14 protein-coding genes and 1 tRNA gene are annotated in these 16815 nt (G+C 62.3%); 7 read left to right on the top strand and 8 right to left on the bottom strand.

The features are described from left to right. The first annotated feature begins 28 nt into the window (after positions 1-28). Positions 29-1576, top strand: a complete 1548-nt coding sequence (rny, locus tag FMF02_RS03900; protein WP_019131557.1) for a ribonuclease Y — start codon at positions 29-31, stop codon at positions 1574-1576. A 169-nt stretch (positions 1577-1745) separates the two neighbouring features. Here the strand turns inward: rny and FMF02_RS03895 are convergent, their stop codons facing one another. The 6 genes from FMF02_RS03895 to FMF02_RS03870 all read right to left on the bottom strand — a co-directional run bounded on the left by FMF02_RS03895 (position 1746) and on the right by FMF02_RS03870 (position 6669). Continuing rightward, complete coding sequence (locus FMF02_RS03895; RefSeq protein ID WP_141412270.1) at positions 1746-2312, bottom strand: HEAT-like fold family protein; 567 nt, start codon at positions 2310-2312, stop codon at positions 1746-1748. Next, positions 2293-2634 carry a TIGR04076 family protein gene (locus FMF02_RS03890; RefSeq protein WP_019131555.1) on the bottom strand — a complete coding sequence of 114 codons (342 nt, stop codon included), beginning with the start codon at positions 2632-2634 and terminating at the stop codon, positions 2293-2295. Before FMF02_RS03890 ends, FMF02_RS03895 begins: the two co-directional genes overlap by 20 nt. A gap of 262 nt (positions 2635-2896) precedes the next feature. Then, a complete protein-coding gene (locus tag FMF02_RS03885; protein WP_141412269.1) occupies positions 2897-3169 on the bottom strand; it encodes a DUF2589 domain-containing protein in 273 nt (90 codons plus the stop codon). 4 nt (positions 3170-3173) lie between these two features. Continuing rightward, complete coding sequence (locus FMF02_RS03880) at positions 3174-4433, bottom strand: competence/damage-inducible protein A (protein WP_141412268.1); 1260 nt, start codon at positions 4431-4433, stop codon at positions 3174-3176. An 8-nt stretch (positions 4434-4441) separates the two neighbouring features. Beyond that, entirely contained in the window at positions 4442-5485 is a 1044-nt protein-coding gene (locus FMF02_RS03875) for a quinone-dependent dihydroorotate dehydrogenase (protein ID WP_019131552.1), read from the bottom strand. A 188-nt stretch (positions 5486-5673) separates the two neighbouring features. Further along, positions 5674-6669 (bottom strand): 4-phosphoerythronate dehydrogenase, encoded by a 996-nt coding sequence (locus tag FMF02_RS03870; RefSeq protein ID WP_141412267.1) that lies wholly within the window; start codon positions 6667-6669, stop codon positions 5674-5676. Between the two features lie 227 nt (positions 6670-6896). Between FMF02_RS03870 and FMF02_RS03865 the strand changes: the two genes are divergently transcribed. The 5 genes from FMF02_RS03865 (at position 6897) to FMF02_RS03845 (ending at position 11680) form a co-directional block, all read left to right on the top strand. Continuing rightward, positions 6897-7937 carry an agmatinase family protein gene (locus tag FMF02_RS03865; RefSeq protein ID WP_019131550.1) on the top strand — a complete coding sequence of 347 codons (1041 nt, stop codon included), beginning with the start codon at positions 6897-6899 and terminating at the stop codon, positions 7935-7937. After that, the gene (gene nhaA / locus FMF02_RS03860) at positions 7934-9343 is read left to right on the top strand and encodes a Na+/H+ antiporter NhaA (RefSeq protein ID WP_019131549.1); all 1410 of its coding nucleotides are present in this window, start codon (positions 7934-7936) and stop codon (positions 9341-9343) included. Before FMF02_RS03865 ends, nhaA begins: the two co-directional genes overlap by 4 nt. A 13-nt stretch (positions 9344-9356) precedes the next feature. Beyond that, on the top strand, positions 9357-10061 hold the full coding sequence (locus tag FMF02_RS03855) for an FKBP-type peptidyl-prolyl cis-trans isomerase N-terminal domain-containing protein (RefSeq protein WP_019131548.1): 705 nt from the start codon (positions 9357-9359) through the stop codon (positions 10059-10061). A 116-nt stretch (positions 10062-10177) separates the two neighbouring features. After that, entirely contained in the window at positions 10178-11212 is a 1035-nt protein-coding gene (locus FMF02_RS03850; RefSeq protein WP_019131547.1) for an FKBP-type peptidyl-prolyl cis-trans isomerase, read from the top strand. Positions 11213-11299: 87 nt separating this feature from the next. Next, positions 11300-11680, top strand: coding sequence for a DUF3127 domain-containing protein (locus FMF02_RS03845; protein ID WP_019131546.1), 381 nt, complete (start codon positions 11300-11302; stop codon positions 11678-11680). A gap of 369 nt (positions 11681-12049) precedes the next feature. On the opposite strand, the gene FMF02_RS03840 is transcribed toward FMF02_RS03845, so the two are convergent. Continuing rightward, positions 12050-12319 (bottom strand): type B 50S ribosomal protein L31, encoded by a 270-nt coding sequence (locus FMF02_RS03840; RefSeq protein ID WP_022307565.1) that lies wholly within the window; start codon positions 12317-12319, stop codon positions 12050-12052. 802 nt (positions 12320-13121) lie between these two features. On the opposite strand from FMF02_RS03840, the gene FMF02_RS03835 reads away from it, so the two are divergent. Continuing rightward, positions 13122-13195 (top strand) — tRNA-Ile (locus FMF02_RS03835). A 352-nt stretch (positions 13196-13547) separates the two neighbouring features. Here the strand turns inward: FMF02_RS03835 and FMF02_RS03830 are convergent. Beyond that, positions 13548-16808, bottom strand: coding sequence for a beta-sandwich domain-containing protein (locus FMF02_RS03830; RefSeq protein ID WP_141412266.1), 3261 nt, complete (start codon positions 16806-16808; stop codon positions 13548-13550). Between the last annotated feature and the right edge of the window lie 7 nt (positions 16809-16815).

Here is a 16815-nt window from a genome sequence, read left to right as displayed (position 1 = left end):
ACTATATTAACTAACACAACTCGAAACCATGATTGCCATTGTATTATCGAGCGTCGTTTCGGCCGTTGTGTGCGTCGGTATCTATGTTCTGGTGACCCGGTTTATCACCAAGAATACCATCCGCGCGCAGCGTGAAGCCGCCCTCAAAGAGGCGGAGGCCGAAGGCGAAATGATAAAGAAGGAGCGGATTCTCCAAGCCAAGGAGAAATTCATTCAGCTCAAAAGCGACTACGACCGTCAGGTCAACGAGCGCAACCAGAAGCTCGCGCAGAGCGAGCAGCGCGCCAAGCAGATCGAGGCCAACCTGCTGAATCAGCAACGTGAATTGGAGAACCGCCTGCGCGAGAACGAACGGCTCAAAGAGCAGATGGAAGCGCAGCGGCAGCTGCTGGAACATAAGACCGAGGAGATCGACCGCCTGATGAAGGAGCAGAACGCGCGTCTGGAACAGATTTCGGGCATGAGTTCGGAGGATGCCAAGAACATCCTGATCGAGAACATGAAGGCCGAAGCCAAAAGCGATGCGGCCGCCTACATCAACGAGACGATCGAGGAGGCCAAGCTGACGGCCACGAAGGAGGCCAAGCGGATCATCGTCACCTCGATTCAGCGCGTGGCCACCGAGACGGCCATCGAGAACGCCGTGACGGTCTTCAATATTGAGAGCGACGAGGTCAAGGGCCGCATCATCGGCCGCGAGGGGCGCAACATCCGTGCGCTGGAAGCGGCTACCGGCATCGAGATCATCGTCGACGACACGCCCGAAGCGATCATCCTGAGCGGCTTCGACCCCGTGCGCCGCGAGATCGCCCGTCTGGCGCTGCATCAGCTCGTCACCGACGGCCGAATCCATCCCGCCCGCATCGAGGAGGTGGTCGCCAAGGTGCAGAAGCAGATCGAGGAGGAGATCGTCGAGGTCGGCAAGCGCACGGCCATCGATCTGGGCATCCACGGCCTGCATCCCGAACTGATCCGCCTGATCGGCAAGATGAAGTACCGTTCGTCCTACGGGCAAAACCTGTTGCAGCACGCCCGCGAAACGGCCAATCTGGCCGGTATCATGGCCTCCGAACTGGGGTTGAACCCCAAGATCGCACGCCGTGCCGGTCTGCTGCACGACATCGGCAAGGTGCCCGACGACGAACCCGAACTGCCGCACGCAATCATCGGCATGAAGCTCGCCGAGAAATACAAGGAGAAGCCCGATGTCTGCAATGCGATCGGAGCGCACCACGACGAGGTGGAGATGACATCGATCGTAGCTCCGATCATTCAGGTGTGCGACGCCATTTCGGGCGCCCGTCCCGGCGCCCGCCGCGAGGTGGTGGAGTCCTATATCAAGCGGCTCAAGGAGATGGAGGAGATCGCCCTCTCGTATCCGGGCGTGCAGAAGACCTATGCCATTCAGGCGGGCCGCGAGCTGCGCGTGATCGTCGGCGCCGATAAACTCTCCGACCAGGAGTCCGAAGGATTGTCGCGCGACATCGCCAAGAAGATTCAGGACGAAATGACCTATCCGGGTCAGGTGAAGATCACCGTGATCCGCGAAACGCGCGCCGTAGCCTACGCGAAGTAGCGCCGGTTCGCCGGACAGGCCATTGGGCCGTATCGACGAACCTTGCCGAACCCCTCCTTGTGAAAGGAGGGGTTTTTGTTGTGCAGGTGAAGATCACGGTGATCCGCGGAACGTGGGCCCCGTTTGCTTGCGGAACGGGCTCGACATTGCCGGACGACGTGTCGATCGTTCACCTCCGCGGCAGCGGGCGGTTGCGGTCGAGCGCGGCCAGTACGTTGCGGCGCACGGCGCGCAGCGACGGCGGCAGGAGATCGGGTTCCAGCAGCTCGACCAGCGTCCGGAATTCGTGCAGCAGGTCTTTCTGGGTGCGGCACATTTCGCAGGCGAGCTTCATGCAGTACATGCGCACGGCGTGCGGCTGCGCGGGATCGGTCATCGCATCGAGGCAGAAATCCAGAAAGTCGACCCGCAGCGGCTCCGGCTGCGGTTGCCGGTAGAGAAGCGCGAGCAGCAGCCGCCGGCGTCCCGCGTGCGGGCAGTCGAGCGCCGCGGCGACCAGTTCGTCGTAGCGGTCGCGGAGCACGGCGTCCCATGTCGGGGCGAGGTGGCACAGCGTCCACGCAGCCCGGTAGGCGAGCGGCTCCTCGCCGGCGGAAAGCAGAGCGTAGAGTGCCTGCACTTCGTCGGCCGAACGTACGGCGGAGGCGATGCGCCGCACGGCGGACGGATGCGTGAACCCCAACAGTTCGTCACGCAGCTCCGCGACGGTTCGGGAGCTATCGTTCGACCGGTTCATAGTCGATGTGCGACTCCTCGTCGGTGCGTTCGATCTTCATGATGACCGGCCGCAGACCGTCGTTGCAGGAGCAGATCGCCACGCCCTCCCGATCGATCCAGTCGCCGTAGTAGAAGACGCCCGCTCCGTGCGACAGGGCGAAAACGTACTGGTAGACCGCTTTCCACGCTTCGTCGCAGAAGCCTTCGGGTTTGGCGTAATCGGCGTAGAAGACCTGCCCTTCGCGCATCATCGGGCAGCGGGTGAAGCCGGGGGCGGCGTACTCTTTGGCCAGTTCTTCGTCGAGGGTGGTTTTGAGAATGGTGATTTTGCAGCGTTTCATCCTGTGGGATCGTTTGTTTTTCGTAAAGATATGCAAAGTCGCGGGGAAAAGCGACGCTTCGCAAGTTTAAAACGGGGAATTAAAAATTCTGTTATGTCATCCTGAGAGCGGCGGAATTCCGGCGTAAGGACCGACTGCTGTCGTATTTGCGGGGCGGAGTCTGCGGAGAGGCCCGCCGCGGGCGGTGTCTGCGAGGGCCCAAGCCCCGCGCGGCATCGAATCCGGCCGCCCTTTCCGCCGTAATCGGGCCGGCTGCGAGTAGTTACCGTCGTCTTTTCGGATCGTCCTCCGAGGTGCGGCAGCGCCCGTTGACGGCGGTCGAGCCGTCGGATCGTACTTCCATGTCGAAGCCGACGGTCGCCTCGTCGATCGTGAGTCGGGGAATCGGGACGAGCGTCAGCAACGGCACTTCGACCGGCTGCCCGTCGGAGGTCGTAAAGGCGATGCGGGAGGATGCGTCGACGGGACGGCCGACCGCGTCGGAGTGAGCCGCCGGATCGTCCGGCAGCGGGGCCTTTCGGGGATCTTCGTGCATGGGTCTATTCGTTTCGGGGTGTATCCTGCCGCAGAATCTCGTCGCGCAGCAGGGCGATGGCCTGTCCCGACGCACGATCGATGATCTGGCCGCGGTCGCTGCCCGACTGCCGGCAGACGGCGACGGTTCCCTGCGGGCCCGCCACGGCCATCCAGACCGTTCCGACCGGACATTCGGGCGTGCCGCCCGCGGGGCCTGCGACGCCGGTGGTAGCCACTGCATAGTCGGCGTGCGCCGTGCGCCGCATTCCTTCGGCCATGGCGCGGACGACGGGTTCGCTCACCACGCCGTAGCGGTCGATGTCGTCGAGGCTTACGCCCAGCAGGTCGTGTTTCGCCTCGACGGTGTAGCTGACCACGCCGCATCGGAAGTAGGCCGAGGCGCCGGGCATGGCTGTGAACCGGGCGGCGATGGCGCCTCCCGTACAGCTTTCGGCCGTGGCGAGCGTCAGGTGGCGCTGCGTGAGCAGGTCGTGGACGACCGACTGGATCGTGGCCGTTTCGTAGCCGAGGATATATTCGGGAATGATCGTGCGCAGCTTTTCGAACTGCGCTTCGATTTCGTGCGCCACCTCTTCGCCTTCGACCTCGTAGGCCGACAGCCGTAGCCGCACCTTGTCGGGCGAGGGGAGGTAGGCCAGATGCAGGTAGGGCGGCAGGGCGGCCTCCCAGCCGGCGATCCGTTCGGCGAGCATCGACTCGGCCAGTCCCGAGGTGATGAGCGTGCGGTGTACGATCTGCCGCAGGGCGAAGCGGGCTTTGAGACGCGGCATCACTTCGTCCTGCATGAGGTGTTCCATTTCGAACGGCACGCCCGGCAGCGAGACCACGACACGGCCGTCGCGTTCGAACCACATCCCCGGCGCCGTGCCGTGGGCGTTGAACAGCACCGTGCAGCAGGCGGGAACGAGCGACTGTCCCCGGTTGAGGTCGTTGTAGGCGATGCCCCGGCTTTCGAGCATCCGGCGCACGTGCCGGGCGACCCGTTCGTCGCGCACCAGCTCGCAGCCGAACAGCTCGGCGAGCGTACGTTTGGTGATGTCGTCCTTCGTGGGACCGAGGCCGCCGGTGAGGATCGTCACGTCGCTGCCGTCCATGGCGCGGCGGAGCGCGGCGACGATGGCATCGCGGTCGTCGCCGACCGATTCCTTTTCGGCAACGACGATGCCCGCCGCGTTGAGGTGGCGGGCGATGGATGCGGAGTTGGTGTCGACGATCTGTCCGATGAGGATTTCGTCGCCGATGGTGATGATCGTGGCTTTCATGGAGCGTATCAGTTTTCTGCGGCCTTCTTTTCGAGCAGTGCGCGGCAGATTTCGCGCACGTAGCCCGGGCCGTTGTAGATGTAGCCGGTGTAGATCTGTACCAGCGCAGCCCCTGCGTCGAGCATGGCCCGCACGTCGTCGGGTGTCATCAGACCGCCGACGCCGATAATCGGGTAGGTTCCCTGCGAACGGGTGTGGATGCGGCGCACGACTTCCAGTGCCCGCTGCGTGAGCGGCTGTCCGCTCACGACGCCGGCGCCGATGCGCGTCGCTTCGAGCCGGTCGACTCCTTCGCGCGAGACGGTGGCGTTGACGGCTACCATGCCGTCGAGCGGCGTGTCGAGCATGATGTCGGTCATCAGGTCGATCGTCTCGTCCGAGAGGTCGGGCGAGACTTTCAGCAGGATGGGGCGGTACTGGTTCTGCCCGCGGCGGAATTCGAAGAGCGGTTCCAGAATCTTCGTGATGTTTTCGCGCGTCTGGTACGATGCTGCCTTCTGCCCCGGATCGCAGGCGACGTTGATCGTGAAATAGTCGGCGTACTGGTAGAGGTTGCGGAAGCATTTGAGGTAGTCGGCCGGCGCCTGGTCGCAGGGCGTGGCCGTGTTCTTGCCGATATTGCAGCCGACGATCGCCTCTCCGCGCGGCTGTCGCAGGTGCGCCACGGCGCGGTCGAGACCGTGGCTGCAAATGCCTACGCGGTTGAGCAGCGCGCGGGCCGCGTCGAGCCGGAAGATGCGCGGCTTGGGATTGCCCGGCTGACGCTTGGGGGTGATGCTTCCCACCTCGACGAATCCGAAACCCATGGCCGACAGTTCGCGGTAGATGTGGCCGTAACGGTCGAATCCGGCGGCCATTCCTACGGGATTCTTGAAACGGATGCCGAAGACTTCGCGTTCGAGCGACGGGTCTTCCGTCGCATAGAGTTTGTGCAGCAACCACCGTCCGCCGGGTACCTTGCCGAGCAGCGAAAGGGTTGCCGTCACGATGTGATGGGCCTGTTCGGGAGGCAGGGAGAAGAGCAGGGGTTTGATGAGTTTGCCGTACAGCATGTACCGATGAATTAACGGTGCAAATATAGGTATATTTTCACAATCGACAACGGACGATCGACAATTTGCCGGCGGCCGCCGCGCGGGCGGGACCTTCGTCCTCGTTCCGCGCGGGGTGTCCGCATCGCCGTCTCCTTCCGGCGGGACGAGGGCGTTCGCGGCGAAGGCGGCGGTTTCCGATCACCGGCTCAGAAATACTCCTCTCGGTAGGAGTAGCCGTTGCGCAACGCCTCGAATCGTTCGGGGTGGCGTTTGAGCGTGTCGCTCTCGGCGGCGATGTCGTAGCGTGCGCCGATGGTCGCGGCCAACTCGTTCCAGCCGATCGGGCGGGGATGCGACGGCGCGACGGCGGGGTACCACCCTTCGAGCGGCAGCGCGAAACGGCGGGCGACGGCCCCGACGGCCATGGCCGTGGCGTTGGCCTTGCCCTGCGCCGAATAACCTGCGATGTGGGGTGTGGCGAGGATCGCCCCCGCCAGCAGCCGGCGGTCGATGTCGGGTTCGTGTTCCCAGACGTCGAGGATATAGGGACGGCCGCTGCGGAGCAGCGCGTCGCCGTCGACCACCTCGCCGCGCGACGAGTTGATGACCACGGCCTTCGGTTTCAACCGGCGGAGGAGGGCTTCGTCGGCCATGCGGCGCGTCGTGGCATCGAGCGGCGTGTGGAACGTGACGAGGTCGCAGTGCCGCGCCACCTCCTCCAACGGGACGAAGTCGCCGCCGCCTTCGCGTGCGGCACGCGGCGGATCGCAGGTCAGCACGCGGAATCCCCACGATGCGGCGTACCGGCGTACCAGCTCCCCGACGTGTCCCGCGCCGACCACTCCCAGCGTCTTTTCGGCCGGATGCCACCCGTCGCGCTGCGAGAGGTGATGCAGTACGGCTGCGATCCATTGCAATACGCCGCGGGCGTTGCAGCCTGCGGCCGTTGCTACGCCGATCTGCCGGCGCCGGCAGTAGTCGAGGTCGATATGGTCGAATCCGATGGTCGCCGTGGCGATGAACCGCACCCGCGAACCGTCGAGCAGCGCCGCGTCGCAGCGCGTGCGGGTGCGGACGATCAGCGCGTCGGCGTCGCGCACGTCGCGCGCCGCTATCTCCCTGCCCGGAAGATAACGTATCTCGGCGTAGGGTTCGAGGACCCCTTCGAGAAACGGGATGGCGTTATCGATGACGATTTTCACTTTTCACCATGTATAATCGGGACAAAGGTAGGAAAATTTGAAAGGTTTCGTATCTTTGACTCCGTCTTGGATACTTCGTCTCGGCATAATCAAGCTGGCGCTTGCTTCTGCGCTCGACTTTTCGTATCTTTGCGGAGATACGTCGCAAACACCCTGCCGGTTCGCGGAGCCTGCGGATGTCCCGCTGCGGTGCGCTGGTACCTCCGGATGCGATATGACGATTTGATATGAATACACTCGATACATTCGACCCCAATGGGGTAGGGCTCGACAACGGGGCCTATTTCGGCCTGCCTTTCACGCCCGACGAGGCGAGGCTGGTGCTGATTTCGGCGCCGTGGGACGTTACGGTTTCCTACGGTACGGGGACGTCGGAGGCGCCCGACGCCATTATCGAAGCCTCGATGCAGCTCGACCTCTACGACGCTCTGTCGCCCGGCGCGTGGCGGCGCGGCATCGCCACGGCCGACATCGACTACTCGCTGTTGGAGACTTCGCAACGGCTGCGCTCGGACGCCGAGCGGGTGATCCGCCACCTCGAAGAGGGTGGGGCGGTCGCCGACGATGCGGTCTGCCGCAAAATCCGCCGCGTGAACGAAGGCTGCGTGCAGATGAACGAAAATATCCGTGCGCAGGCCCGTGCGTGGCTGGCGCAAGGCAAGCTCGTCGGCCTGGTCGGCGGCGACCACTCGACTCCCTACGGACTGGTGCAGGCGCTCGGCGAGCGGGGCGAAGGGTTCGGGATTCTGCATATCGACGCCCACTGCGACCTGCGCAGGGCCTACGAAGGGTTCGAATACTCCCATGCGTCGATCATGTACAACGTGCTGCGCGACGTGCCGCAGGCGGAGCGGATCGTCGAGGTCGGCGTGCGCGATTATTGCGACGCCGAGGCGGAACTGGCACGCTCTTCGGAACGCATCCGCATGTTCGACGACACGCAGCTCTCCGCGGCAGCCTTCGAAGGCGAAACATGGGGTGCGACCTGCCGCCGCATCGTGGCCGAACTGCCCGAACGGGTCTATGTCAGCTTCGACATCGACGGCCTGTCGGTCGAATACTGCCCCCATACCGGTACGCCCGTCGCAGGCGGGCTGACCTTCAATCAGGCCGTCTACCTGCTGCACGAGACGGTGCGTTCGGGGCGCCGGATCATCGGTTTCGACGTAGTGGAGGTCGTTCCCCGTCCCGGGAGTTCGATCGACGCCTCGACGGGTGCGCGCATCCTCTACAAACTTTGCGGACTGACCCTTAAATCCGAATTATGAGCGATCAACGTACACCTCAGGATCATGCCGAACTCTTCTCGCGGTACAGCTGGGTGCGCAAGCGGCACCGGCTCGACGAACGGCGCCGGCGTTTCATGCGCGTGCCGTGGGCGGGCGGCGCGGTGCTGATGCTCTGCGTGGCGGCGGCGATGCTGCTGGCCAATCTGCCCTCGACGGCGATGTACTACGAACATGTGCTGAGCACCGACCTGTCGCTGCTGATCGAGAGCCCCGACCATGTGGTCGATCTGGTCTTCCCGCGCGACATGAACGTCGAAAAGCTCATCAACGACGGATTGATGGTGATTTTCTTCTTCGTCGTGGGGCTCGAAATCAAACGTGAGATCGTCTGCGGTGAACTTTCGACGGCGCGCAAGGCGATCCTGCCGGTCATGGCCGCGGCGGGCGGTATGCTCGCGCCGGCGCTGATCTATCTGGCCTTCAACCACGGTACGCCGGCGGCGCACGGCTGGGGAATACCCACGGCCACCGACATCGCCTTCGCCATCGGCATCCTGTCGCTCATGGGCGATCGTGTGCCCGTCTCGCTCAAAATTTTCCTCACGGCGCTGGCCGTCGTCGACGACCTGGGTGCGATCCTAGTAATCGCCGTCTTCTACGGCGGTGCGGTGAAATGGGGCTTTCTGTTCCTCGCACTGGCCATCATGGCAGGGCTTTACGGACTCAACCGTCTGGGCGAGACGCGGATCTCTTATTTCCTGATCCCGGCCTTCGTGGTGTGGGGACTTTTCTATTATTCGGGCATCCACGCTACGCTGTCGGGCGTGGCGATGGCGATGATCATTCCCATGCGCCCGCGTTACAGCAAGCCCTATTTCTTTCGCCAGCTGCGCAACTTCACCCGGTCGCTGGAACGGGTGCGCGAGGAGGACGAACGTTTTCCCGACGCCGAGCAGCGTTATTACCTGCAACGCATGAAGGACCTCTCCTACAACTCGATCGGCATGAGTTACCGTCTGGAAGATCTGCTCGCGCCGTACGTCACGTTCATCATCATGCCGATCTTCGCGTTGGCCAACGCGGGGGTGCGCATCGATCTGGAATACCTCGATATTTTCCGCTATTCTTCTGAGGGCGGAGCCGTCGGCATGGGCATTTTCTTGGGACTGCTCGTGGGCAAGCCGCTTGGAATCCTCCTCACGAGCTGGGCGGCCGTCAAGTCGGGGCTTGCCGAGATGCCGGGCGGCGTTTCGTGGCGGATGCTGCTGGCCGTGGCCTGCCTGGGCGGTATCGGTTTCACGATGTCGATCTTCGTCGACGCGCTGGCTTTCGACGAGGAGTTCTTCGTCAATCAGGGCAAGATCGCCATCCTGTTGGGATCGCTCGCCTCGGCCCTGCTCGGGGCGCTGCTGATCCGTGCCACGATGCCTGCGGTAAAGAATTAAAACGACCAACGATATGAAACGATTTACGATCCTTCCGATCCTGATGCTGACGTTGTGGAGCGGTTGTTCCAAAAGCGGCGGCGGGGTGAAATTACACACCGATACCGATTCGGTGGCTTATGTCATCGGTCTCAACGTGGGTGCCAACCTGCTGAAAATGGATTCGACGCTGAATGCCGCGGCCGTCTGCAAGGGAATCGCGGATTATTTTGCCGGCCGGCAGTCGATGACCATGGAGGAGGCGCAGACCTTCTACCTGCGTTATGTGAACTATGCCGTGCCCGAGAAGATCCGCGAGCAGGAGCGGCGGTTTCTGGACGACGTGACTTCGGGTCAGGGGTTCAAGAGCAGCGAATCGGGCTTGCGGTACGACGTTACGCGCGACGGCGACCTCAAACGGACGATCGCCTCCGACACGGCCCGCATCGCCGTTCGCATCAAGGCGTTGCGGCGCGACGGCGGGGAGATTTACTCCTCCTACGAGCGTGGCGATACGTTGCGCACGCGCCTTGATTCGCTTCCCGCGGGGTTGCGCGAGGGGTTGAAGCTGCTGGGCAGCGGCGGTGCCGTGAAATTGTGGGTTCCTGCCGCGCTGGCCTACGGTGCCGAGGGCGACCGGACGTTGGGAGTGGGGGCCAACGAGACGCTCTATTACGAAGCCGAACTGCTCGACGTGCAGGCCGATGCGCCCGCCGGAGGAAAGTCCGGCGGCCGTTAGGCGGATTTTGCGGGAAAAACTGCGATTTGCCGCCGACGGACGCACGAATATCGATTAATTTGTATATCTTTGTATGCTTGTGCACTATGAAACTTTATAAAAACTTTGATACGCAAATGAAAAAACTGTTATCGGTTGCGGCGCTCGCGGGTGCCGTGTTGCTCTGCTCCTGCGGCGGCAACAAGACGTTGAAAATGGGCAGTCTGTCGAAATTCGACTCGCTGTCGTATGCATTGGGAGCCAATATCGGCTACGGAATGCAGTACGAGATGAGCGACATCCCCTTCAATTTCGAGGAGGTGAACAAGGGCATCAAGGAGGGCGCGCTCGACAAGTCGAAGCAGAAGCACGAGGATGCCATCGACATCCTGCGCGATTACTTCATGAACAAGCGCGGCGCACGCGCCTTCGCCATCCAGCAGAAGAAGGCGATGCAGGCTGCTGTCGCCGCCGATTCGACGGGTATGCTGAAAGACACGCTTCCCGCTGCGGAGCCGATGTTCCTCACGCCGGGCGAGTGCGACTCGGTGTCGTACGCTTTCGGTAACGACATCGGTAACAATATCAAGTCGAGCGACATCCCCGTACAGATCGTATGGATCACCGAGGCGATGGCCAACGTGCGCGACAGCGTCGCCAAGATGGACGAGATGATCGTGCAGGGCTATTTGCAAAACTACTTCATGGTCGTCCGTCCGCGCGAGAACGCCGAGGCGTCGGCGAAGTGGCTGGAAGGTATCGCCAAGAAGTCGGGTGTCGAGAAGACCGAATCGGGCCTGCTCTACAAGATCGAGCGTCCGGGCGACGCCGACACGATCGCCGTCGACGACCGCGACGTGGTCGTGGTGAATTACGAGGGCAAGAACCGCAAGGGCAAGGTCTTCGACTCGTCGTACGAGCGCAACGAACCGGCCGAGTTCCCGCTCAACCGCGTCATCAAGGGTTGGACCGAAGGCATGAAGCTCGTCGGCAAGGGCGGTAAGATCACGTTGTGGATTCCGGCGGAGCTGGCCTACGGCGAGCGCGGCGCGGGCCGCGACATCGGGGCCAACGAAGCGCTCGAATTCAGCGTGGAGGTGGTCGACGTGAAACCTTACGTGGAACCCGCTCCGGCCGACAGCACGAAGGTGGCCGAGCCGGCGAAGAAGTAATCGCCGTCGGCGTGTCATACGGAAAAAGTGTCTCTTCGGGAGACACTTTTTTCGATCATTGTTTTCAACCGATTTATTGATGATATTATGGAATTCGAAGGAGTCGTATATAAGATCATGCCCGTGACGCGGGGTACTTCCGCTCGGGGCGAATGGCAGCGTCAGGACGTTGTCTTCGACTACAACGACGGCGGGCAGTTCTCCCGCAAAATCTGCGTGACGTTTTTCAACAAGGAGAGCGACGTGGCCAAACTGCGCGAAGGAGAGACCTTCCTCGTGTCGGTCAACATCGAGTCGCGCGAATACAACGGCCGCTGGTACACCGACATCCGCGCCTGGCGCGTGCAGCCCAAGCAGCAGCAACCGCCGGTTCCGATGACCGATGCGCCGCTGCCGTCGGACATTCCCGCCGAAGGCGGTTCGTTCGGAGGAGGTGCCGCCGCCGAGGTGGACGACCTGCCGTTCTGAGCGACGGCCCGACCGTTTGAACGGGTTCCGACCGGCCGGTCGGAACCCGTTTTTGCCGCTATCGGAATCGGAATATTGCCGTTCGAGCGGCGGGCATTCAGAGCGGTGCGGTCGTCGTCGGATGCAGCCGGTCGAAGCGCGGGACGTTCGCATTCTCGTTTTTGTGTCCGCCGCCATGTCGGGCCGTCCCTTCCCGCCTTTTCGCTTTCGCTCTGCCTGCCTTCCGACTTTCGGCTCCTCTTCTGTTTTCGGTGCGGTCGAATCGTCCGCGGGGCGTTCGCCGTCCGTTTCGACCGGTGGCGACGGTACAAAAGAGAACGTCCTGCGATCCGTAAGGATGCAGGACGTTTGTCGTAACGTGCGGAATGCTTATTTCGCAGCGTTCTTCTTATCGTAGCGTTTTGCGTAGCGGCTCATAAACTTATCGACGCGACCGGCGGTGTCTACCAACTTCATCTTACCGGTGTAGAACGGGTGAGAGGTGTTGGAAATTTCCATCTTATACACGGGATAGGTTTCGCCGTTCACTTCGATGGTCTCTTTTGTCGAAACGGCGGACCGACACAAAAACACGTGGTCATTCGACATGTCCTTGAATGCCACCAAACGATAATTCTCAGGGTGAATACCTTTTTTCATTTTCGTTTTGTTTTTGTTGAAAAATTGAATCGTGGGGCAAAGGTAATAAATTATTTTCAAATTCGTTCCCTGCCGGCGATTTATTTCATGTCCGGCCGCAAAAATAACCCGCCGTGTTTCGTGTCTTTAATTTCTGCGTCGCTGTGCGACGCCCCTCCGTCCTGCACCGACGGCTGCATTCGGGCATATCTTGTCTTGTACTGTTCGGACTTGCGGTCTGTACACGTCTCACATCCTGTCGGGACTCTGCGGCGCCATGGCACTGCGCGGGCCGAAGTTTATGCCTTGCTGAACCCCGCACATTCTGTGGCAACATTGCAGCGTCTTAGCGCCGCGCGGGCCACTGCCTCCGCCCGCGGAGGCCCGCTATCTTGACGTGCTCCGCAGAGTTCTACCCCGCAGAGTCGGCGACACAGCCAAAGCGTACAGTCGCTCCGCCTTGCGGAAAATCGGAAAGAAGAACGGGCGGGGCTGCGCCGTCGAAAACGCGGCGCGAGCTTGTCCATGTGGCGTTTTAGGCGCAAGCCAGCGGGATTCACCGAGCTTTCCGCCAGGCGGATGCCTTCGGCGCCGCCTGGCGGCAACAGTGGGGATAAATAGTTTCTTGCAGGAAAAGCTGAATCGAAATTTCGGGGCACTCTTCCTCTGCCGTCGGGCCGCTGGTTGTCGGAGGTTTCCCGACGATGCGGTTCGGTGTCGGGCATGCGGAATTCGCGAAGTGCAAAATGCGGGTCGGCGAATTGTGAATTCGGAATTGTTTTTTTATCTTTGCAACCGTATCGTCGGGTTTTCCCGATCGGACGGACCCATAGCTCAGTCGGTCAGAGCAGCGGACTCATAATCCGAAGGTCGTGGGATCATGCCCCTCTGGGTCCACGAGTAGTCGAAGGCCTGCATTTCTTGCAGGTCTTTTTTCGTTTTGGTCGCTGCCCTCGCGGCAGGGACTTCGACGATGCGGGACGGAATCGTTCCGCCGGACGATCGCCATTCGGCGTTATACGTGCCGGATCGCAGGCGTTCATTGCACCCCGCACGGACGGTCCGCGTGCGTGCACGATCGCTGTACTGGTGTGTCCGCCCGTTTCAACGGCCGCGGCAAAAAAGGTCTTACCGCCGGCGGTAAGACCTTTTTGTATACGTGTATCCCGTAAATCCGCCGGAGCATCCGCGGCATGACGCCTTTGCGGGTGGATTTCGGCCGGCATGCCGCCGGAAGGGGAGGGCGCCGCTACCGGTGGCTCAGGTCGAATTTCGGCCGGTTGCGCCAGCGGAAGACCGGATAGTCGTCGAAATCGTCGTAGAGCGGGGTCAGCGGTAGGGTGCGAACCCCCTCTTTGGTGACCGTCACTGCCATGATCTTGATGCCGGGATTGTCGGGCAGCGTCAGCGTTTTGGCTCCGGGGACGATGTCCAGGCCGTATTTGTAGAGGTAACAGTACTGGTAGGCGATGTTGCGTTTCGGTGCGTGGCAGTGCGACGCGAACCATGCGATCGGATCTTTGCGCAGGTAGGGGTTGTCGACGGCCAGCGTCTTATAGGCGGTGCTGTCCGGCACGATCGTTTGCGCATAGTGTTGTCCGACGAATCCTTTCCATTTCGCGATGTTGAGCCATTGCTCCGCACCGTCCACCTCGAAGCATCCCGCGGCCTCCTCTTCGGCTGCTGCCAGCAGGTAGATTCGGTCGTAGTCGCCTGCCGGCAGCGTGATCTGCTGGCCCCGGCATTCGACGGCGTTGTCGGCCCCCTTTTCACGGCCTCGGATCGCGAAATCGATCCCTTCGCTCGTGATCGTATCGGGAAGCATCTCTGCCGGCAGAGTCTGCTCCGAGCGTCCCATGCGTCCGTCGCTGCGGACCGCATCATCGCTCAGAATATCGGCGTCGTATGCGAGCAGAAGTTGTTCCTGCACAGGTTTCGCCGGGGCGGACGTGTCGGCGAATCGCACGGCGAACGACCGGATGCCGAACTTGCCGATGTCGAAGGTCAGTTTTCCGTTCCGGACGGTCGCTTTGCCGATGCGCCGTTCCTGTCCGTCGACTTCGAAGGCCTCCGCGACTGCCGACGGGAATTCGATCGTCGCACCGTCGCACGCCTTGCCGAAGAGTTCGTTGACGCGGACGACGTAGTAAGGGCCCTCCTCCATCTTCTTGAAGGCCATGATGTCGATCTGTCCGGTGGAGGGTACGGCCAACGCGATCCGGCGGCCTCGGTCTCCGTCGTGCCGTTCGGTTGCGAAGGTCAGCAGAGGTTGGTTGAGGAACTTGGCCTGCCACGGCGTGCCGTTGTCCCAGCCGCCTTCGTGGCCGTAGAGCGCGTATTTGACGTCGTGGATGCCGAAGTCCTGCGTCGCCTGGTAGGTGAAGCGCGGAACGTTGGCTTCGGGCGTATACATGAGCGTCAGACGCAGCGTATTGTCGTCGGGCTTGTCCGAACCGTAGCGGCAGTCTTCGAGCACTGAGACGCCGAAACGGCCGCTGCGGTCGGTCAGGTCGAACCATTCGCGCGAGGGAACCTCGAATTTCAGCGAGTCGTTGTTGCCGCGTTCGACCACGGCCGTGTTGAGCGAGTAGGAGGCTTCGGGGTTCGCCGCCGCCAGCGGGAAGGCGGCTTTCAGGCTTACGCCCGTCGACTGCCAGTCGATGCGGTTGTCGACCTCGATGCGTCGGCCGGCTTCGCCCGCTGCGAGCGATATGCGTTGCACGATGCGCGAATCCCGGCCCTGACGGCTCACTTCCAGCGTCGCGCGCACGGGTCCCCGCTCGACGATGCGCACGGCGGCGTTCTCGTCCATGAACGCCACGGGCGCCTGGCGGCGGTCTTTCCAGTCCATGTTCCAGGCCGGCCACTGGCGAGGGCTTTCGTGCAGGAATTCGAGGCGTGCGGGCGCCGTCAGCAATTGGCGGCCGAGCCGCTTGTCGAAGATCGATTCGATGTCGCCGTTACGGGCGATCACCACGCGGTAACAGGCGTTTTCGAGCGTGCGTCCGTCGACCTTCAACTCCGCCGGAGCCTGTTCGGGTTCGGCAGAAGGCTCCACATCGAATACCTCCATGCTCATCGGCTTCATGCGGCAGCCGAAGACGAACCCGATCCGATTGCCCTCGCGCGATACGATCTGCGACGGCAGGATGTTGCCGTCGGCGTCGCGGACGATCACCGACCGCGTATCGGCCGGCAGCGCCAGCGTCGCCTCGGCGATGTCGTCCCGCTCGGCCGCCACGGGGTTGTAGACCACGAGGGGGTGTCCTGCCGTGCGCGTATCCATGCGTGCGGCCATCCGGCTCACCGCGTTTTCGAGCGTGGAGGCCAGCAGGTTGGCCGCCACGAACTCGTCGTTCCACGAATATTCGTAGGCTTGCGGGATCGCCGTGCCGGGCAGGATGTCGTGCATCTGGCTGCCGAGGATGAGTTCCCACGCCGGATTGATCTTCTCGAACGGGTAGCGGGCGATTCCCGCGGCGTCGGCACCGGCCGCGACCTGTTCGGCGGCTTTGGCCAGCAGTTCGTTCTTGCGGTTCATCCGCTTCATGAAGACCTGCGAGGTCGTGCTTCCGGCGCTGTGCTCGATGAGCAGCAGGTCGCCCGCGTAGACCGGAAGTTTTCGTTTCAGGGCCGGCGTGAGGTCTTCGAACATCTGCTGCGACGAGGTGAGGCGGACGTCGATCTCACTGTCGGGGTTGCCGATCGATCCGACCGCGTTTTTCACGTCGTCGGGACGCGGCGAGCCGCCCCGGTCGCCGACGCCGTAGTAGCGGTAGTCGAAGTGGAGGCCGTGTCGGGCGATGTTGGCGTCGATGCGCGCGATCCACGCCGAGTCGCGGTCGAGCCGCTCGGGGATGCGTCCGGCGTATTTCGTCGCGTTGAGCGCCGCCACGACGCCTTTGCCGTCGGGGCCCTGCCAGAAGCCTACGTTGAACGGGATGCCGGCGGCCGAGCGCCACGTGAGTTTCTGCGTGGAGAATCCTTCGATGCCCGCATGGGCCAGTACGCTCGGCATCGAGGCGACGAAGCCGAAGCAGTCGGGCAGCATGTAGTCGATGCTGCGATAGCCGAATTCCCGCTCGTAGTAGGCGTTGCCGTAGAGGACTTCGCGGATCATCGACTCGGACGAGGAGACGTTCACCTCGCTCTCCTCGACGCAGGAGCCTCCGGCGATCCACCGCCCCTGGCGCACGTAGCCGAGCATCTTGGCGTAGAGGTCGGGGTAGTACTCCTTCATCATGCGGTAGCGGCGTGCCCCCGTGAAGGTGAAGATGTAGTCGGGGTACTTTTCGAACAGGTCGAAGTTGCGTTCGAGCGTGCGTTTGAGGAAGACGTCGATCGTCTTGGTATAGTCCCAGTTCCACTGCGTGTCCAGATGCACGTAACCCACAGTGTAGAGCGTGCGCCCCCGGTTGAGGTCGGGCTTGTCGCCGTCTTTCCGCGTTTGTGCGAGCGCAAACGTATGCGCAAACAGAAAAAGCGATGCCAGAAAGATAATTCGTTTCATATTAGGT

The organism is Alistipes communis, assembly GCF_006542665.1.
In the GTDB taxonomy this organism is placed as follows: Bacteria; Bacteroidota; Bacteroidia; order Bacteroidales; family Rikenellaceae; genus Alistipes; species Alistipes communis.
The sequence above is the reverse complement of the archived record's forward strand: the minus strand, read 5'-3'. Positions and strand labels throughout refer to the sequence as shown.

Coding starts and splice junctions, on each gene's coding strand:
- rny (WP_019131557.1), top strand. CDS start 29: ATGATTGCCATTGTATTATCGAGCGTCGTTTCGGCCGTTGTGTGCGTC.
- FMF02_RS03895 (WP_141412270.1), bottom strand. CDS start 2,312: ATGAACCGGTCGAACGATAGCTCCCGAACCGTCGCGGAGCTGCGTGAC.
- FMF02_RS03890 (WP_019131555.1), bottom strand. CDS start 2,634: ATGAAACGCTGCAAAATCACCATTCTCAAAACCACCCTCGACGAAGAA.
- FMF02_RS03885 (WP_141412269.1), bottom strand. CDS start 3,169: ATGCACGAAGATCCCCGAAAGGCCCCGCTGCCGGACGATCCGGCGGCT.
- FMF02_RS03880 (WP_141412268.1), bottom strand. CDS start 4,433: ATGAAAGCCACGATCATCACCATCGGCGACGAAATCCTCATCGGACAG.
- FMF02_RS03875 (WP_019131552.1), bottom strand. CDS start 5,485: ATGCTGTACGGCAAACTCATCAAACCCCTGCTCTTCTCCCTGCCTCCC.
- FMF02_RS03865 (WP_019131550.1), top strand. CDS start 6,897: ATGAATACACTCGATACATTCGACCCCAATGGGGTAGGGCTCGACAAC.
- nhaA (WP_019131549.1), top strand. CDS start 7,934: ATGAGCGATCAACGTACACCTCAGGATCATGCCGAACTCTTCTCGCGG.
- FMF02_RS03855 (WP_019131548.1), top strand. CDS start 9,357: ATGAAACGATTTACGATCCTTCCGATCCTGATGCTGACGTTGTGGAGC.
- FMF02_RS03850 (WP_019131547.1), top strand. CDS start 10,178: ATGAAAAAACTGTTATCGGTTGCGGCGCTCGCGGGTGCCGTGTTGCTC.
- FMF02_RS03845 (WP_019131546.1), top strand. CDS start 11,300: ATGGAATTCGAAGGAGTCGTATATAAGATCATGCCCGTGACGCGGGGT.
- FMF02_RS03840 (WP_022307565.1), bottom strand. CDS start 12,319: ATGAAAAAAGGTATTCACCCTGAGAATTATCGTTTGGTGGCATTCAAG.
- FMF02_RS03830 (WP_141412266.1), bottom strand. CDS start 16,808: ATGAAACGAATTATCTTTCTGGCATCGCTTTTTCTGTTTGCGCATACG.